Source organism: Nostoc sp., assembly GCF_036919575.1.
Classification (GTDB): Bacteria; Cyanobacteriota; Cyanobacteriia; order Cyanobacteriales; family Nostocaceae; genus Nostoc.
Window position 1 is genome coordinate 90479 of the sequence record NZ_JBALBY010000130.1, and the last position, 14934, is coordinate 105412.

The following is a 14934-nucleotide window of genomic DNA, read 5'->3' on the forward strand; positions in this document are numbered from 1 at the left end:
TCCTCACAGGGGCACTCTTAATATGGAATATATAATGGCATTTGGCAGCATCGCCAAGGCTGAAATTACCTAGCATACTGTGAAAATGAACCTAGCGATCGCCAGATCCTTCTCCAAGGTAGCCGCCCACAGAGCGTTGGCGCTAACAGGCAAATAACCCCTTGACAACTCAATATATCTAAACCAATACCCCATTTGTTTCGTTTTCGGTGTAGATTGACTAACTAGCGACTAGCATCTTAGCCTTGCTAGTGGTAAATCTGCAATTTTCGATTGCTTCTTGGTAGGTAAAGACGATATAATACTCTAGGTGACTCCATCGGGAGCCATTATTTTATGTTGGGCGCGTAGCTCAGTGGATAGAGCCACGGATTTCTAATCCGTTGGTCGCAGGTTCGAACCCTGCCGCGCCCGTTTTAACTTAAAACGAACCCTGAAGAAGCCTTTTTATGGTAACTTACTAAATAGGCTTGAGAGTTCATATAAATGCACCACACAAAAGATAAGGGTGATCTAGCAGCTGCTAAAGTGATAGCAGATTTAGTCGAGAAAGAATATTCGGTTTTTATACCAGTAGTAACTGAACACGCACCCTTTGATTTGATTGCCTACAAAGATGGCAAATGTTACAGAATTCAAGCTAAATACAGTTGTGATGGCACACTGAAAAATAAAACCAATTGGGCGGACAAGAACGGTTGTCATGAGAAAAAGTACAAATCTGATGACTTTGATTTCTATGGCCTTTATCTGCCAGATATAAACAAAGTAGTATATCCATCAATCAAGTTTGGCGGTTGCGGTATCAGGACAACGCCACCTAAATCACCCAATCCTTTTTATTGGTGGGAAGATTTTACAGATTTAACTGAAGCAGCGTCTAAGCGAACCTACAAGGAGTTTGGCATTGATTTAACAACCAGAAAGGTTAACCCAGACTCTAGAATTCACACCAGAAAAGTAGAAAGACCATCAAAAGAAGAACTAGAAAAACTAGTTTGGGAAAAGCCAACCGCACAAATTGGCAGAGATTTGGGCGTGTCTGACAAGGCTGTGGAAAAGTGGTGTAAAGCTTATGGGGTAGAAAAGCCACCTAGAGGGTATTGGGTGAAGAAGGCTTATGGAAAAGTAGAAGGATAATTTTGCTTAAATCTTTCATTTGTTTAAGCAATAAGATAAATTTAGAGATTGCCTGAAATTCATATTATGAAAGAACACGTTTTTGAACATCAATGCCATGTTGTTCTAAGTAAAGTTTAATTTTTGTAAAATTCTTAATATCATTTTCAGTTATGTTTTTAAATGGTTGCTTAGGATATATAGCCATCCAATCATATTGGTATATGAAACCATTATTTCTTTTAGCGGTCATCTTAATTAATTGTGTTTTTTTATCAATCAAATATAAAATTTCTTCTTTAGAGTTCCATTTTCCCACATATTCTTTTCCAAAATGTTCTATTGTATTTTTATATTCAAGAAGTGCATATAGAATAGGTGCTATTGTTTCAGTACCATCAAATTGCTTTTGAGTATTCTTTATAATTAACTCTCTTTTCTCAAAAAGGAGAATATATCCTGGTAATTCTTCTATAGGTATTTTTTGGTCATATTTAATATAATTATTATCAAAATCTATTGCTTGAAGATATTCATTATTTTTAATTCTTATGCAATTCTCCCTTTGCCGGAAGCGAAGAATACTTCCTGTCCTGACTAATTTTATTAAGCTTGGGTGAATTTCTGATACATAAAAAATCATGCTGCCACAATTATAAGTTTTAAGATAACCATAATTTTTATCCTTGTGCCATCCGCGTACAATTCCTATTGTTTTACCATTTTCATCAATACTCATTATTGAATAGATCATTTTTCTTAAATCTGAGATAAAACCTTCTTCTGTTTCATGCCACTCTTTTCGGTAAAGATGATCTTTATGTTTATGATGGTATGGTAAACCTTCCTCATAATTGATATCTTTTCTAATAGATTTACCAATATAATAAGAAGTAGATATTTTTATGTTTATACGATATAATTCGTCTTCATAATCTAAGATTAAGGAATTCGTTTTGTTGTCATAATCCTTAGCTTTTTTAAAGCATCTTCCCAAAAGACTGCTGGTATATCCAACTGTAAAATCTATATACTCTTCAAAACTTAAAAAATTAAACCGGTGAACTTTCTCAATTAACATTACACCACTTCTCATTGGTAAATAAAACATTTACATAGCAAACCTACGTAAATTGTCTTAAGTTTTACCTGAGTATATATACTGAAAAAAATGGGCATGAAAAATCTCAATATTTTCAAAATACCTCAATTAGTTTATCCAGTGTTCTAGGTTTTAGAGATTGACGTTTGTAATCAATGTACCTATCCCATACTTGCCTTATTGAAATTTCTGCTATCTTCCATTTGGGTATCATTTGTATGTTCTACTAGCATGATACCCATTTGATACCCAAAATTTTGGATTCATAGCCAAATCATAGTCAAAATATCAAGCAAGGGATTCAGTTTTCTCAGCTTAAAATCCCTCTGAAAAGCTGAAAGCCCTAATTTTGCGTTGATTATTTTGATAATACAAAAAGCCCGTGACGAGGATTGAACTCGTGACCTCACCCTTACCAAGGGTGTGCTCTACCACTGAGCCACACGGGCAAAATAATATAACTTTGATTTTTCAGTTGTAAGTTACAATGCTGGGAGCTTTGCTCTTTACCCAGCCATTATAACCTATAACTTCGCAAGTGGTGGGCCGGGCTGGATTTGAACCAGCGTAGGCGCTAGCCAACGGATTTACAGTCCGTCTCCATTAACCACTCGGACACCGACCCGATTTGTCTCACGATTAATAATATTAGCACCATGTTTTATAAATAGCAAGTGTTTAGAAAAAATAACTTATGGGTAGAGACGCAACAAAACTGCGTCTCTACCCATAAGTATAAAAAATACTAGTTACACACTCATCTCCAACATTCGTTGCATTGGTCGCAGTGCAGCAAGGCGGATATCCTCTGACATGGTAATTTCGGGAGTACGATTTTTCATTGCCCAGTAGAGCTTTTCTAGGGTGTTTAACCGCATAAATGGACATTCGTTACAAGCGCAATTATTCATTGGCGGGGCAGGAATAAAACGCTTGTCAGGAGCTAGTTTTTGCATTTGATGAATGATTCCCGGCTCGGTAGCAACGATAAATTCCTTGGTGGGGCTATTTTGACAATACTTGAGTAAGGCGGCTGTGGAACCAATAAAGCTGGCGTGGCGCAATACACTACTTTCACATTCTGGGTGTGCGATCGCCTCTGCTTCTGGATGGGCAATTTTTAACTGGACAATTTTCTTTTCGGAAAAGGTTTCATGGACAACACAGCTACCTTGCCATAGCACCAAATCTCGTCCAGTCTGTTCCATGACATACCGCCCCAAATTCCGATCTGGGGCAAAAATAATCGGCTGTTCCTTCGGTATCTGTTGTACAATTTTCACAGCGTTGGAACTAGTGCAAATAATATCGCTCATCGCCTTAATATCAGCAGAGCAATTGATGTAAGACACCACCAAATGATCTGGATGCGCGGCTTTAAAAGCTGCAAACTCATCCGGTGGACAACTATCGGCTAAAGAACAACCAGCATTCAAATCTGGTAAAAGTACTAATTTATCGGGATTAAGTATCTTTGCTGTTTCTGCCATGAAGTGAACACCAGCAAAGACGATCACATCCGCATTGGTTTTTTCTGCGGCTTTCGCCAGTTGTAATGAATCCCCAATAAAGTCGGCAATATCCTGAATATCTGGCTCTTGATAATAATGTGCCAGAATAACTGCGTTGAGTTCTTTTTTGAGACTCTCAATGGCGGCAAACAAATCTAGTGGTAGTTCACCCGGTTGGGTTTTTTCTCGTTGAGCTAGTGCAGTGGTAAACACAGTTAGGGGGTGCTTTAAGTTGCAAATTTATGTCTTGTGGAATCAATTATAGTAGTTTTTACCAAAAATAGTGGACGGTTGATATTTTGGGGTTGTGTCCAAATCGGGCTGAGTTTCATATCCTGGAGATAGACGGCAAGGAAAGTGGCATGACCAGTCAGAAAACTCAATCGATAACCCTGAAAATTGCTGTAATTGGAGATGTTCACGACCAATGGGAAGTGGAAGATGGTATTGCACTCAAGCATCTGGGTGTTGACTTAGCGCTGTTTGTGGGGGATTTTGGCAACGAGTCGGTGGAAGTGGTCAGAGCGATCGCTTCTCTCGATATTCCCAAAGCAGCCGTAATGGGCAACCACGATGCTTGGTACACCGCTACAGAATGGGGACGTAAAAAGGCTCCTTATGACCGCTCTAAGGAAGACTGGGTACAGGAACAACTCGATTTATTAGGCGCGTCCCATGTCGGTTACGGTAAGCTGGATTTTCCCGCTTGGAATTTAACTGTAGTGGGGGGTCGTCCCTTTACCTGGGGTGGCCCAGAGTGGAAATTCGCGGAAATCTGTAAAGAACGTTACGGTGTGACGAGTTTGGAAGAATCCGCCGATCGCATCGTGAAAGCGGTGAAAAGCGCCGCTTACGAGACGATTATATTTTTGGGTCACAATGGGCCTAGTGGGCTAGGCGATCGCCCCGAAGACCCCTGCGGTAAAGACTGGCACCCAATTGGCGGCGATTTTGGCGATCCAGATTTTGGCGAGGCGATTTCTCAAGCCTTGACTGCTGGTAAAACCATTCCCCTAGTGACATTTGGTCACATGCACCGAGATTTACGCCATACCAAGAAGGTACAGCGCAAGCCCATCTTTAGAAGTCCAGAGGGGACAATTTACTTGAATGCAGCCACTGTACCGAGGATTGTGGAAAATGACAGCGATAAGTTGCGTAATTTTTCCATTGTCACCCTAGAGGCGGGTGTGGTTTCGCAAGTTTCCCTAGTTTGGGTGGGTAATGACTTCCAGGTGGCGGAGGAGGAAATTTTGTATGAGCGATCGCGCAGTGTGTCGTAGAGATTCGCATTCAGTTGTGCAATCTGCGTAGATGATACGATATAGTATTATCTGTCAGCTTTAGTGCTAACCAACAAAAGCGCCTGAATAGCGTCTGAATGTAGGGAAAGCACCAGTTTGACAGATTTACTGGAGAGGTGGCAGAGTGGTCGATTGCGTCCGACTTGAAATCGGATGAGGCTAAAACCTCCGGGAGTTCGAATCTCCCCCTCTCCGTTGAATGAATGTTGTTATCAAGTACTACAGCTGTTTTGCATCTACAATATATCCAAATTGATGCACAAACAGTATTTAGTTAACTACTGATGAAAAATCTAAACATTAAAGAAGAAGCTCGCAAATTGATTGACAAGTTGCCAGAAAATTCCACATGGGATGATTTGATGTACCAAATTTATGTTCGGCAAACTGTTGAAGCTGGACTAGCGGATAGCAAAGCTAGTAATGTTATTTCTGTACAAGAAGTGCGGAAAAATTTTGGATTACCAGAGTGAACGTTTACTGGACAGCAACAGCAGTAGAAAATCTCTCAGCAATTTATGCTTATATTGCCCAAACTTCTCCGCAGTATGCCGCTAGGATAGTTGACCGGATTACCAGGCGTTCTGAACAAATTGCTAGTTTTCCTTTGTCAGGTCGAATTGTATCAGAGTTTGAAACTGAGGAAATCCGAGAAGTTATTGAAGGTTCATATAGAATTATTTATTATGTTAAACCAGAACAAATTGATGTACTGGCTGTGATACATGGTTCACAGCAAATTACATTGAGTTCTGTGGATGAATAATGTTGGGTTTCATTTTGTTCCACCCAACCTACAAGCTACTTAGTAGTTCTGCAGGAAGCTGATACAAAATTTTATATCACACCCATAGTTGGTTTAAGTGATCAGGCAAATCTATTTCCTCTGTTTGCTCAACTGATGGAGTTGGAAGACCGCTCAGTTCATCTAAATCTCGGATTTTTCTAACAAGTATCTGAATTAGAGAACCGTTTTTACCTAACTCAAAAATGTCATTTTTGTCTAAGACAACTATTCTTTTTTGGGTCTTAGCATGAAAAATTACTTGACGTAATCTACAGTCGCTGATTGCCCTCTGTCTAGTATCACCTGATTGAGGAAAGCCTGCTGCTCCGTTCAGTGTAAAAAATATTCCCAGTCCGACTGTGCTTGAGAGATTTAAGTCTAAGATGCTGCATAGTCGCGCAAACTGTTTGTCAGGCAAGCGATCTTTGGTTGCCTTTGCTTCAACAACTATGCCTCTTTGATTCTCTTTAAGATAGAGCTGATTACAAACATATAACCAAGCTGGTTGATCTCCACTAACTAGAAAGTCGTATTGAGGCCCTGCTGACTGAAAGCTCTTGAAGCTTGTAGCTCCTTGAAGTCCACGAAAGACAAGACAGACAATTTGCTCAAGCAACTCACCTGCTTGTTTACTTTGTGGAAGTGTAGGATTTTTCAGTTGTGTAAAATCTTTGAGTTTTTCTAGATATTCTGAAAGTCTTGGGTCTTTTACGGTGTACAAAAAAGGTGCTAGCTTATCTGATGCTGGGTCGTCTCTGTTAAGAAGTGCCAGAGTATCGAGAGCTGACTGAACTAACTCTTCTTGACTGAGCATACCTTAATTAGAGAAATTCGATTGAATGCATAGACTTAGCCATAATATCAAATGATAATTCATTGTAGTCTTCAACACTCTTATCGCAAAATGGACAAACCCAAGGCAAGTTGGGAAAGCCTTGACCATAGGGAATTGCCCCTGCTGGCACATCTGGATCACAGTTATGATAAATGAGAAGCTGATTTTCACAGAGTCCCTCAGCTTCGAGAACAGCTATGACTGCAAGCGCTTCAAAGTATTCCAATCCCAATATGACGGCAAGCTGGTGTGGCATAGCCGTTTTTGATGGTTTCTGAAAGTGCCTACTCAGTTCAGCCCTTTGCTCACCAGATAGGAAATCTAAACGTCCTTTACAAATCACGCTGACCATTGCCTTAGCCTCGAAGTCCAAGTTCCCTTAAAAGAAACTTTAGTACACCCGTACTCCCTCCATAGTATCCTGAATGGCACTTTAGGTGCTGAAGAGAATCTTGGGTTTTAGAACCGGGTTTGAGTCCAAAGTAACAATGTGCTTTGAAAAGCTTTTCTAATTGGGCTTTGGTTTTTGAACCTTCAGTGTCAGCTTCCCTCAAATTGACTTCTCTGTCTAGACTGAATTCATAAGATTTAGTGCCCCATTCTTTGAGCAGAGTACGCAAAAGGGCATTTTCAACATTACTGATTTTCTCTATATCATCTGTAAAGCCTAGTATCTCTAGTGCAGACTCAGCTAATTGTCGAGATAGTGCCTGTAGTCCACTTGCATCAATTTCGTGCACTCCAGAACTATGAGCATTCAGAGCAACCCCAGCAGATTCTGCTCTTATTCGCAAGTGCTGCCATTTATAGTGAAAATCATTGATAGATTTATTGAGATATTTGTTCCACATCTCATGCATAACTAAACGAGGAAGATTGGGGTGAACCCATTGACCTTGAAGATAATCAGCTAATTGATCGAAGAATGCCGGAATATACAACCAGAAAGGAAACTGCGTTGATTTCTCTGTGTGTTCATCACTGCGTGGAGTAAATGAGAAGCCTTCCCATGATAAAGCAACATAATTATGACCAACCTCAGCAATGACAGACCACCTAATATTGCATTCCTCAAATTGGCTAGTTTCACCAGTCCTCCTGCGGATGTAATCAGGAATCTTATAGGTGCGAATATACCATTTCTGTAGTCCCGTAGTCTCTTGAAAAGGGCCATACCAGCCCTCTTCACCAAATTCTCTTAATAGCAAAGCGGGCGACTTTAAACTAGGTATATGGGCACTCTGTCCTTGCTTGATACTCAACCACATCCTTGACTGCTTGACATACGCTAAGTAGGTAGGCACAAATTAACCTAACTATGTAACAAAATGTAAAACCGCCAAAGTCCTTGTGATTGCTTCGTTACACTCCGTTTCACTCGCAATGACATACTTATAAATTTTCCCACCCACCTACTTAGTAGAACTTCGTCTGTAGTAAGTTCACCCTTTTCAAGGGAATTAGCTATGTGTAAAGCTATTTTTTCTTTGTTTTCCTTACTCGCAATTGACGGAGCAATTTCTCTGAGGGTTGCAGCCTTAAACTCCGAACTAGACAAAAATTGTACGCAAAAATCTCTGCCAGAAGGGAAGCCATAATCCACAAAAGCGTTAATGCTCATAGAATTTTTTGTGAAGAGGTGAATTTTACTAAGTGGAAGTGATATTAGCACTCAGAGGATACTTAAGATAGCGTCTACTTTAGGTATTTACTTTTGATATTTGTTTCAAAAGCGATCGCTCCCCCTTTTGCTTGCATAGTGCTATCATTTTGATAAATTATACTTTGAGGTAGAGCGATGGCTACCCTTTATGTAAGAAATTTACCTGATGATTTGTATGCAAAGCTGCAAGAGTTAGCAGTATCTCAGCACCGTTCAATTAACGCCCAAGTTATAACTCTGTTAGAAGAAGCTTTGAAAACGGAAACACAGCAAACGGAAGAAGAAAGACGAAAAAATGTCCCAAAACTTCTAGAGGAAATGCGTCTTCGCCGTGAACAGCTACCAACTGATATCGAATGGCCTGACAGCACTGCCATGATTAGAGAAGATCGGGACAGATGACAATTCCTCTGAGGTGCGTCGTGGATGCCAGTGTGTCCGTTAAGCAATTTATTCCTGATCCGCTAACAGCCAAGGCTAATCAACTGTTTGCTCACCTTGCCTATCCCCAGACAGAAATCTTTGTACCTGACTTATTTTACATTGAGTGTGCAAACGTTTTATGGAAGTATGCTCGTGCGGGTAGTTATAATGTTTCTCTAATCCAAGGGAATTTAGCTAGTCTCAAAGCTTTACCCTTGCGTGTTGTCTCCACAGCTGACTTGATGGCGGATGGAGTTGCGATCGCATTAAATTATGGAATCTCCGCCTACGATGGCTCTTGTGTTGCACTTTCACAGCAGGTTAATGCTACTTTGCTGACTCTCGACGGTAAGCTGGTAAAAGCTCTAGCAGCTTCCTCTTACAATGTTTCCTTGTTTAATGACTTTGAGGTTCCGCCGTTGGAGTCAATGTAGAAGCGATCGCCTAATTAGTTTGCAAAGCAGACTTATTGCCTACCGTTTTTATTTTTGAATTTCAAATTATCAAAAATGCCTTTTACTTACAACCGCACGGTTCGCTTTCAAGATACTGATGCTGCTGGAGTGGTTTATTTTGCTAACGTTTTGGGTATTTGCCATGAAGCTTATGAAGAATCTTTAGAAGCATCAAGTATTAATATCAAAGATTTTTTCACGAATCCGTCTGTGGCTTTCCCCATTGTTCATACTAGTGTCGATTTTTTGCGCCCTATGTTTGGGGGGGACAAGTTGCTAATTAGTTTAATACCTCAAAAACTAGGTGTTGATAAGTTTGAAATTACTTATGAAATTACTGTGGGTGAGGTCGTAGTTGCTAAGGCTATTACTCGCCATGTTTGTATTGATGTAAGTAGTAGAAGTAAGCAGGAATTACCTGATGAGATAGTTCAGTGGTTGGAAACGAACCGCAGAGACGCGGAGGGCGCAGAGAGAAGAAAGTCGAGAGAGATTATCTGACAATACAGTTCAGTTAAGCATTTCTTCCTTCTCTTCTTTGCGTCCTTTGCGGTTCGTTAAAAAAATGACTTTTACAAAGAGTTTTAGCCTTAACTGAATCGTATTGGATTATGTGATGGGATTTTGGAGGAATTCGATTGCTATTTGCTGTAACTGTTGGCGGTTAATTTTACCTTGGGAATTACGGGGTAGGTTTTGCTGGGGAATCCAATATTTAGGGATTTTAAATTTGCTGAGTTTCTCTTTAAGTAGGGTTTGGATTTTTAAGGCAGAAGTATCTGATTGTTTGGGAATGTAAATCGCTGTTAATGCTTGTCCCCAGTGTTTATCTGGGATACCGATGACACAAATATCAACAACCATTTTAGTTGCTTGTATAGCTGATTCAATCTCTGCTGGATAAATATTTTCGCCACCTGTAATAATTTTGTCGCTGTTACGTCCGACAACATTTAAATGATTTTGTTCGTCTAAAAAGCCTAAATCGTCTACTTGGAAATCAGCTTGATTTTCTTCGGTTATAGGATGGTAGCCAAGGGCTAGAGATTGAGCATGAATGGTGATATTTCCGATTTGATTGGAATTTAAAATTTCGCCTTGCTGATTGCGAATAGTTACTTTTGCATGGGGAAGAATTTGACCACTGCTAATTTTACCGCTCAGAAAATCATCTGGTTTGAGGGTAGCAATTTGAGAGGCGGTTTCTGTCATGCCATAGGTAAGTGCTAACCGGATGCGATGAAATCTGGCTTTTTCTAGTAGTTCGTTCCATGCTGGCGCACCTCCCAAAAGTACAGTATTAAATTGGGATAGCCATTCAGTTAATTCTGGATTTTGCAGGAGACGTTGTAACTGTGTTGGTACTAAAGATATGAAAAATTCTGGTTGTTTAATATTTAATGTTTGACCTGTTTCTAATGCTTTGAATGGTAGTATAGCCAGTTTACCTACAGTCGTGAAAGAGCGCATAAATTGCATTAAACCGCTAACGTGATATAGCGGTAACACGCAAAAAGAATTAACTCGCTTTACTTGAAAGTATTCGGTAAATCCTTTTACAGATGCTATGAGAGTTTCCCAAGTGTGGATGACGAATTTTATCTGCCCCGATGAACCACCTGTGGGAATCATTATGAGTGGGGAGTGGGGAGTGGGGAGTGGGGAGTGGGGGAGTGGGAGAGTGGGGGAGTGGGGAAGTTTTCCCAAAATAATGTCTGGCTGTACTAAATTAAAGACTTGTTGCCATTCTTGTGTTCCCCAGTCGGGGTTACAAAGAAAAACTGGACAGTTAGCTGCACAAGCAGCAATAAAACTTGCTAGAAATCGTAATGGTTCGCGTTCGGCTAAGATGATTTTTGGTGGTGTTCCACACGCTGATAATTCTGTTAGTTCTAAATATAATTCTTGAGCTATTTTATTAAATTGATGGCTGTTGTAACCGATAAGCCAATCATCCTGAGCTAGGTTATTAAGACAGTCTAAAGGTCGTTCCATAAACTTTGAAGCCACGTATCTTCTTGTTCAAAAAAATGGTCGATGCCAAAACCAATTGCTCTGTTGTTTTTGGATAATTCCGCCGCTAGTTGGAGTGCTGCAAGTCTAGCGATCGCAGTTTCAAATACTGATGAAAATACAGTATCAATTTGATGCTGGTGGCAAAACTTTCTCAGACGAGATGGTGATCCAATTATTCCAGGCTTGATCACAAAAATCCCTCGCCAACCTTGTTGATGACAGGCGGCGAGTTGCCCAAGTGTGGCGACAGATTCATCTAAAGCGATCGCAGTTTCATAACTCATACTCAATTCCAACATCTGCTGAAATTGCTCAACAGGTAGCGGTTGTTCGATAAATTCAATTTCTAGGGGTAGTTCTCCATTTGCTTTGAGATTGTCGCAAGTCCACAGCCATAAGTTAGCTTCCTCATAACTGAGTCCACCATTGGCATCTAATCGCAGTTTGGTAAAGGCTGGTAAGGTGTGTATCAGTGACTCAAAAATTTTTAGTTCATGAGCGATCGCATACACTCCAATTTTCCATTTAAACGTGCGATATCCCTGCTGCCACAATGTTTCCCATTGATTTAAAGCCGCTTCCCCAGCTGCTAATAAGCCACTGTAGAGGAGTGAAGAGTTAGGAGTTAGGAGTGAGGAGTTAGGAGTTATAAAATTATCTCCCCCATCTCCCTCATCTCCCCCACCTCCCTCATCTCCCTCATCTCCCCCACTCCCCACTCCCCACTCCCCACTCCCCATCCCCCATGCTGACTCAAAGCCAAATTGACAAGCAGGTAACTCATCTGGGATCGAGAAAATTGTCTCGTCTGTGATTTCTGCTGGAAGTTGGCGACAAAAATCTAAGGCTTGTTCTAGGGTTTCGGAACCAAACCAGCTAATGGGGGCGATTTCTCCCCAGCTAACTCTACCTGATTCATCGGTGAGACGGAGAATAATACCTTCACGAATATCCCACTTACCATGATTGGTGGTAAGCGATCGCACAAATCTTCGCTGATAAGGACGAAATTTAAATTGATAACGCATCAATTTAGCAATAGCTAAAGCATAAATCCTAAACCGAACAGCAAGCAAGCCCAGAAATGCACCGCTACGGCGATGAATTTACAGTTACTAACTTTGTCCGGCTGGTTGTGATTTTCTTGGACGTGGCGGCATAATTTGAAGGCAAAGGGTAAACTCACCCAACTCAGCAATGTCCAAGCTGGAGAAATTCCTAATAGCACAAACAGCAAGGTGAGGGGATAAATGCTAGCAGTGAACCAAACGAGGAGTTGAGCGCCTTTTTGGGTTCCTAGACGAACGATAGGCGATCGCTTACCTGCGGCGATGTCATCCTTAACTTGGTGAAAGTGTGAGCAAAACAAAATTAAGGTTGTGGCAATCCCAACAATCACTGAAGCTGCTAAACTCGTTATTGACCAAGTTTGGGTTTGGCTGTAATATGCTGCCTCCACTGCTAAGGGGCCAAAGGCAAAAAAGCAAAGAATCTCACCTAAACCCTGATATCCTAAGCGAAAGGGAGGCCCTTGGTACATATAGCCTAGACCGCAGCACAGCAAAATTATACCGATAACAGTTAGGTCTTGTTGCCAAAAGGCGATCGCTACTATGCCCAGCAACCCCAAACCTAAACACAAATTTCCTATCCAAAATATTAATGGCTTATTGCCTGTTAAGTTCACCAAAGAATGGTGCTTATTTTGATCAATACCTGTTTCGGAATCAAAGACATCATTACTGATATTTTCCCAGGCAACAATTAAAATTGCCGCAGCTACAAAAGTAGAAAATACTACACCATTGAAAATTTTAGTTTCAGCAAATGCTACTGCTGTTCCTACCCAAATGGGCATAATGGCAACGCTGTACATTGGCGGTTTAATCGCTGCCATCCATAACTTCGTGTTGGGATATAAAATCTGCTTGGTAGTCATCAGTTGTGATTAATTAAATTGCCGGAATATTACTCACACTTAAGATTTTATGATGTAAAGAGACGCTAGATATTCATCAGCTAAAAACAACTCTCACTTTTACTCTGGCTCGTTAACCTTATGTTGTTAACACTCCACCCTCACGTTGCAGCCCAAGGCTGGAACTGGCTTGTCAGGGTTTAGGAACACCACGAACAAGGCAAATCCTACGCTGGTGAAATGACAACTTAATATGTTACCTGTAGAAATACGACCACGATTAATTACACTTTAGGAAGTTAACTTAAAAAAATTTACTATAGATCCATGACAGTTTCACCATGTCGTAGCAACCTCTTTGTAGACCACAAAGATTTATATCAATTTTTGGTAGCAGTGCAAGAAAAGTGCGTCAAAAATAATTGCAGGCAAATTGTCAGTATCTCTCAGGAGATCGATTTAGTTGACCCTTTACTTGTATTTGATAAACTTACACAAGCAAATGAAATAAATTTTTACTTTGAGGACAAAGGTAAAGGGGAAGCGATCGCGGCAATTGATGCTGTAGCAAAATTACAGATTGATGGCGCAGACCGTTTCACTCAAGCAGAATATTTTATCAAATCTCGTCTAAAAAATATAATTAATTTTAGTAACGCTAATCAACCTTTTTCTGGGCCTCACTTTTTTTGTTATTTCAGCTTTTTTGATAAAAATACCCAACTAGATTATCCATTTCCATCTGCTACCATCTTTCTTCCACGTTGGCAAGTAGCTGTAAAAAATCAGCGCTGTATATTAGTAACAAATATAATTATCAATGCAAATGTAAATATTCAAAGATTGTTGGAGAATCTGCAAAATAAAATTGAATTTATCCAATCTTTAGAATATTACTCTGCTAATATTGATTATCTTCCAGCAAAGTTTTACAAAAAGTCTGTCACGAATGCTGCTCAATTTAAACGTTCAGTAGTATCTGTTTTGGAAAAAATTCGGTCTAGTCATTTAAGTAAGATTGTGTTAGCAGATATATTAGATGTTAAGTCAAGCAACCACTTTGACTTAGTTAAATCCTTAAATAATCTTAGGCAAATACATCCTAATTGTTATATTTTTTCTACAAGTAATGGTAAAGGACAAAATTTTATTGGCGCGAGTCCAGAAAGATTAATTAGTATTAATAATCAACAATTAATCACTGATGCTTTGGCTGGTTCTGCACCACGAGGTAAAACCCCTGCTGAAGATGCAGCTAATGCCAATCGCTTACTCAATAGTGAAAAAGAAAAGCATGAGCATTCGCTGGTACTTGATTTCATAACTCAACGTTTATCCCAGTTAGGTTTATTACCCCAAATATTAGCGCCCCGCCTGCGACAATTATCTAATATCCAGCATTTATGGACACCAATAACTGCTACAGTTCCTACTAACATACATCCATTAAAGATTGTCGGACAATTGCATCCTACACCAGCCGTCGCCGGTGCCGCACGAGATGTTGCTTGTGCGGAAATCCGTCGTTATGAAAGCTTTGAAAGGGGTTTATATGCTGCGCCTCTGGGTTGGATAGATTCTCAGGGAAACTGCGAGTTTATTGTGGGAATTCGTTCAGCATTAATTGATGGCGATCGCGCGAGACTATATGCTGGTGCTGGGATCGTCGCGGGATCTGATCCTCACAAGGAGTTTGCAGAGGTGCAACTTAAACTTCAGGCTTTACTGAAGGCATTAGTTTAGAAGAGAATACAGAATTCAGAATTCAGAATACAGAATTCTGAATTCAGGATTCAGAATG

General features: G+C 40.2%; 16 protein-coding genes and 4 tRNA genes. 10 read left to right on the top strand and 10 right to left on the bottom strand.

The genetic code is table 11. The features are described from left to right. Window positions 1–341 precede the first annotated feature (341 nt). Both V7K27_RS35215 and V7K27_RS35220 read left to right on the top strand, forming a co-directional pair. Window positions 342–414, top strand: a tRNA-Arg gene (locus V7K27_RS35215). A gap of 72 nt (window positions 415–486) precedes the next feature. Next, the gene (locus V7K27_RS35220; RefSeq protein ID WP_334953481.1) at window positions 487–1140 is read left to right on the top strand and encodes a group I intron-associated PD-(D/E)XK endonuclease; all 654 of its coding nucleotides are present in this window, start codon (window positions 487–489) and stop codon (window positions 1138–1140) included. 64 nt (window positions 1141–1204) lie between these two features. Here V7K27_RS35220 and V7K27_RS35225 read toward each other — a convergent pair whose 3' ends face one another. The 4 genes from V7K27_RS35225 to nadA all read right to left on the bottom strand — a co-directional run bounded on the left by V7K27_RS35225 (window position 1205) and on the right by nadA (window position 3945). Beyond that, a complete protein-coding gene (locus V7K27_RS35225; protein WP_334953482.1) occupies window positions 1205–2215 on the bottom strand; it encodes a hypothetical protein in 1011 nt (336 codons plus the stop codon). Between the two features lie 383 nt (window positions 2216–2598). After that, window positions 2599–2670 (bottom strand) — tRNA-Thr (locus tag V7K27_RS35230). A gap of 90 nt (window positions 2671–2760) precedes the next feature. Beyond that, window positions 2761–2846 (bottom strand) — tRNA-Tyr (locus V7K27_RS35235). A 124-nt stretch (window positions 2847–2970) separates the two neighbouring features. Then, entirely contained in the window at window positions 2971–3945 is a 975-nt protein-coding gene (gene nadA, locus V7K27_RS35240) for a quinolinate synthase NadA (protein ID WP_334953483.1), read from the bottom strand. Window positions 3946–4094: 149 nt separating this feature from the next. On the opposite strand from nadA, the gene V7K27_RS35245 reads away from it, so the two are divergent. The 4 genes from V7K27_RS35245 to V7K27_RS35260 all read left to right on the top strand — a co-directional run bounded on the left by V7K27_RS35245 (window position 4095) and on the right by V7K27_RS35260 (window position 5802). Beyond that, window positions 4095–5015: a TIGR04168 family protein gene (locus V7K27_RS35245; RefSeq protein WP_334953551.1), complete on the top strand. Its 921-nt coding sequence runs from the start codon at window positions 4095–4097 to the stop codon at window positions 5013–5015. Window positions 5016–5146: 131 nt separating this feature from the next. Continuing rightward, window positions 5147–5231 (top strand) — tRNA-Ser (locus tag V7K27_RS35250). 89 nt (window positions 5232–5320) lie between these two features. Then, window positions 5321–5509 (top strand): hypothetical protein, encoded by a 189-nt coding sequence (locus V7K27_RS35255; protein ID WP_334953484.1) that lies wholly within the window; start codon window positions 5321–5323, stop codon window positions 5507–5509. Then, window positions 5506–5802 carry a type II toxin-antitoxin system RelE/ParE family toxin gene (locus V7K27_RS35260; RefSeq protein WP_334953485.1) on the top strand — a complete coding sequence of 99 codons (297 nt, stop codon included), beginning with the start codon at window positions 5506–5508 and terminating at the stop codon, window positions 5800–5802. The genes V7K27_RS35255 and V7K27_RS35260 overlap by 4 nt, the downstream gene beginning before the upstream one ends. 76 nt (window positions 5803–5878) lie before the next feature. Here V7K27_RS35260 and V7K27_RS35265 read toward each other — a convergent pair whose 3' ends face one another. The 3 genes from V7K27_RS35265 to V7K27_RS35275 are packed head-to-tail and all read right to left on the bottom strand — an operon-like array spanning window position 5879 to window position 7962. Then, window positions 5879–6637 carry a hypothetical protein gene (locus V7K27_RS35265; RefSeq protein WP_334953486.1) on the bottom strand — a complete coding sequence of 253 codons (759 nt, stop codon included), beginning with the start codon at window positions 6635–6637 and terminating at the stop codon, window positions 5879–5881. A 7-nt stretch (window positions 6638–6644) separates the two neighbouring features. After that, window positions 6645–7010, bottom strand: a complete 366-nt coding sequence (locus V7K27_RS35270) for a hypothetical protein (protein WP_334953488.1) — start codon at window positions 7008–7010, stop codon at window positions 6645–6647. Window positions 7011–7014: 4 nt separating this feature from the next. After that, the gene (locus tag V7K27_RS35275; RefSeq protein WP_334953490.1) at window positions 7015–7962 is read right to left on the bottom strand and encodes a hypothetical protein; all 948 of its coding nucleotides are present in this window, start codon (window positions 7960–7962) and stop codon (window positions 7015–7017) included. A gap of 494 nt (window positions 7963–8456) precedes the next feature. On the opposite strand from V7K27_RS35275, the gene V7K27_RS35280 reads away from it, so the two are divergent. The 3 genes from V7K27_RS35280 to V7K27_RS35290 all read left to right on the top strand — a co-directional run bounded on the left by V7K27_RS35280 (window position 8457) and on the right by V7K27_RS35290 (window position 9700). Continuing rightward, window positions 8457–8723 (top strand): FitA-like ribbon-helix-helix domain-containing protein, encoded by a 267-nt coding sequence (locus V7K27_RS35280; RefSeq protein ID WP_334953491.1) that lies wholly within the window; start codon window positions 8457–8459, stop codon window positions 8721–8723. Next, window positions 8720–9178, top strand: a complete 459-nt coding sequence (locus tag V7K27_RS35285; RefSeq protein ID WP_334953492.1) for a type II toxin-antitoxin system VapC family toxin — start codon at window positions 8720–8722, stop codon at window positions 9176–9178. The genes V7K27_RS35280 and V7K27_RS35285 overlap by 4 nt, the downstream gene beginning before the upstream one ends. A 75-nt stretch (window positions 9179–9253) precedes the next feature. Next, complete coding sequence (locus V7K27_RS35290) at window positions 9254–9700, top strand: acyl-CoA thioesterase (protein ID WP_334953493.1); 447 nt, start codon at window positions 9254–9256, stop codon at window positions 9698–9700. Window positions 9701–9808: 108 nt separating this feature from the next. On the opposite strand, the gene V7K27_RS35295 is transcribed toward V7K27_RS35290, so the two are convergent. Genes V7K27_RS35295 through menA form a run of 3 tightly spaced genes read right to left on the bottom strand, consistent with a single transcriptional unit; the run spans window position 9809 to window position 13154 of the window. After that, window positions 9809–11194: a 2-succinylbenzoate--CoA ligase gene (locus V7K27_RS35295; protein ID WP_334953494.1), complete on the bottom strand. Its 1386-nt coding sequence runs from the start codon at window positions 11192–11194 to the stop codon at window positions 9809–9811. Beyond that, complete coding sequence (locus V7K27_RS35300) at window positions 11179–12243, bottom strand: o-succinylbenzoate synthase (RefSeq protein WP_334953495.1); 1065 nt, start codon at window positions 12241–12243, stop codon at window positions 11179–11181. The genes V7K27_RS35295 and V7K27_RS35300 overlap by 16 nt, the downstream gene beginning before the upstream one ends. A gap of 14 nt (window positions 12244–12257) precedes the next feature. Continuing rightward, window positions 12258–13154 (bottom strand): 2-carboxy-1,4-naphthoquinone phytyltransferase, encoded by an 897-nt coding sequence (menA, locus tag V7K27_RS35305; protein WP_334953496.1) that lies wholly within the window; start codon window positions 13152–13154, stop codon window positions 12258–12260. 306 nt (window positions 13155–13460) lie between these two features. On the opposite strand from menA, the gene V7K27_RS35310 reads away from it, so the two are divergent. Then, window positions 13461–14876 (top strand): isochorismate synthase, encoded by a 1416-nt coding sequence (locus V7K27_RS35310; protein ID WP_334953497.1) that lies wholly within the window; start codon window positions 13461–13463, stop codon window positions 14874–14876. The last annotated feature ends 58 nt before the right edge of the window (window positions 14877–14934 follow it).

Excerpts from the sequence above, each read along its gene's own strand:
- V7K27_RS35220 (WP_334953481.1), top strand. The coding sequence starts at position 487 with ATGCACCACACAAAAGATAAGGGTGATCTAGCAGCTGCTAAAGTGATA.
- V7K27_RS35225 (WP_334953482.1), bottom strand. The coding sequence starts at position 2,215 with ATGAGAAGTGGTGTAATGTTAATTGAGAAAGTTCACCGGTTTAATTTT.
- V7K27_RS35245 (WP_334953551.1), top strand. The coding sequence starts at position 4,095 with ATGACCAGTCAGAAAACTCAATCGATAACCCTGAAAATTGCTGTAATT.
- V7K27_RS35255 (WP_334953484.1), top strand. The coding sequence starts at position 5,321 with ATGAAAAATCTAAACATTAAAGAAGAAGCTCGCAAATTGATTGACAAG.
- V7K27_RS35265 (WP_334953486.1), bottom strand. The coding sequence starts at position 6,637 with ATGCTCAGTCAAGAAGAGTTAGTTCAGTCAGCTCTCGATACTCTGGCA.
- V7K27_RS35270 (WP_334953488.1), bottom strand. The coding sequence starts at position 7,010 with ATGGTCAGCGTGATTTGTAAAGGACGTTTAGATTTCCTATCTGGTGAG.
- V7K27_RS35280 (WP_334953491.1), top strand. The coding sequence starts at position 8,457 with ATGGCTACCCTTTATGTAAGAAATTTACCTGATGATTTGTATGCAAAG.
- V7K27_RS35285 (WP_334953492.1), top strand. The coding sequence starts at position 8,720 with ATGACAATTCCTCTGAGGTGCGTCGTGGATGCCAGTGTGTCCGTTAAG.
- V7K27_RS35290 (WP_334953493.1), top strand. The coding sequence starts at position 9,254 with ATGCCTTTTACTTACAACCGCACGGTTCGCTTTCAAGATACTGATGCT.
- V7K27_RS35295 (WP_334953494.1), bottom strand. The coding sequence starts at position 11,194 with ATGGAACGACCTTTAGACTGTCTTAATAACCTAGCTCAGGATGATTGG.
- V7K27_RS35300 (WP_334953495.1), bottom strand. The coding sequence starts at position 12,243 with ATGCGTTATCAATTTAAATTTCGTCCTTATCAGCGAAGATTTGTGCGA.
- menA (WP_334953496.1), bottom strand. The coding sequence starts at position 13,154 with ATGACTACCAAGCAGATTTTATATCCCAACACGAAGTTATGGATGGCA.
- V7K27_RS35310 (WP_334953497.1), top strand. The coding sequence starts at position 13,461 with ATGACAGTTTCACCATGTCGTAGCAACCTCTTTGTAGACCACAAAGAT.